Source organism: Pseudomonas sp. NBRC 111131 (genome assembly GCF_001320525.1).
In the GTDB taxonomy this organism is placed as follows: domain Bacteria; phylum Pseudomonadota; class Gammaproteobacteria; order Pseudomonadales; family Pseudomonadaceae; genus Aquipseudomonas; species Aquipseudomonas ceruminis.
The window spans coordinates 1-1,129 of the sequence record NZ_BCBH01000091.1 but is presented as its reverse complement, the minus strand read 5'-3'; the positions used below and the strand labels follow the sequence as shown (position 1 = coordinate 1,129).

Sequence of the window (1,129 nt, the reverse complement as noted above, 5' to 3'; positions counted from 1 at the left end):
TGCGCCACAGGTGGCGCCAGGTGCCCTCGCGTTGCAGGCGCTGGGCCAGTTCCTTTTCGTCAGCCTTCAGTTGCGTGGCCTTGGCCGGGTCCATGTCGGCCGGCAGTTTCACGGTCATCTTCACGTGGAACAGCATGGTGTTCTCCTAGGGTCAGCGGCGGGCAAAGCGCGCCAGGCGGTGTTCGTCGAGGGTCAAGCCAAGGCCCGGGGTGCGCGGCACGTGCAACTGGAAGTCGCGGTATACCGGCGGCTCGTTGACGATTTCTTCGGTCAGCAGCAGTGGCCCGAACAGCTCGGTGCCCCAGGTCAGCTGGCGCAGGGTGACAAAGGCATGGGCCGAGGCCAGGGTGCCGATCGAGCCTTCGAGCATGGTCCCGCCGTACAGCGCGATGCCCGCAGCCTCAGCGATCTGCGCGGTGCGCAGCACGGCGCGGGGGCCGCCGTTCTTGGCGATTTTCAGGGCGAAGATGCTGGCGGCACCGTCCGCGGCCAGGCTGAACGCGTCCTCGACGCTTTCGATCGACTCGTCGGCCATGATCGGCGCCGGGCTGCGCTGGTTCAGGCGCACCTGGCCGCTGCGGTTGTGGCGCGCAATCGGCTGCTCGATCAAGTCGATCCCGTGATCGCCCAGCACCTGGCAGGCGCGGATGGCCTGGGACTCGTCCCAGTACTGGTTGACGTCGACCCGCACGCTGGCACGCTGGCCCAGTGCGCGCTTGATCGCCACCACATGGTCCAGGTCCTGTTGCAGCGGGTTGGCACCAATCTTGAGTTTGAACACGCGGTGGCGGCGCACCTCCAGCATGTGCTCGGCCTCGGCGATGTCGCGGGCAGTGTCGCCGCTGGCCAGGGTCCAGGCCACTTCCAGGGTGTCACGCACGCGCCCGCCCAGCAGCTCGCTGACCGGCAGGCCCAGGCGCTTGCCCTGGGCATCGAGCAAGGCGCTCTCGATGCCGGACTTGGCGAAGGTGTTGCCCTTGGCCAACGTGTCCAGCTTGAGCATGGCGGCGTTGATGTTGTCGGCCGGCAGGCCGATCAAGGCCGGCGCCAGGTGCGCGTCGATGTTGGCCTTGATGCCCTCGGGGCTTTCGTAGCCGTAGGCGAGGCCACCGATGGTGGTGGCCTCGCC

The 1,129-nt window shown here is 67.8% G+C and carries 2 protein-coding genes; both read right to left on the bottom strand.

The features are described 5' to 3' along the window. Positions 1–136, bottom strand: a 136-nt coding sequence (locus tag APH34_RS28390; RefSeq protein WP_305728918.1) for a muconolactone Delta-isomerase family protein, incomplete at its 3' end; no start/stop codon positions are given. A 15-nt stretch (positions 137–151) separates the two neighbouring features. Further along, the coding region (locus tag APH34_RS28385) for a muconate cycloisomerase family protein (RefSeq protein WP_054903790.1) at positions 152–1,129 on the bottom strand (978 nt) is incomplete at its 5' end.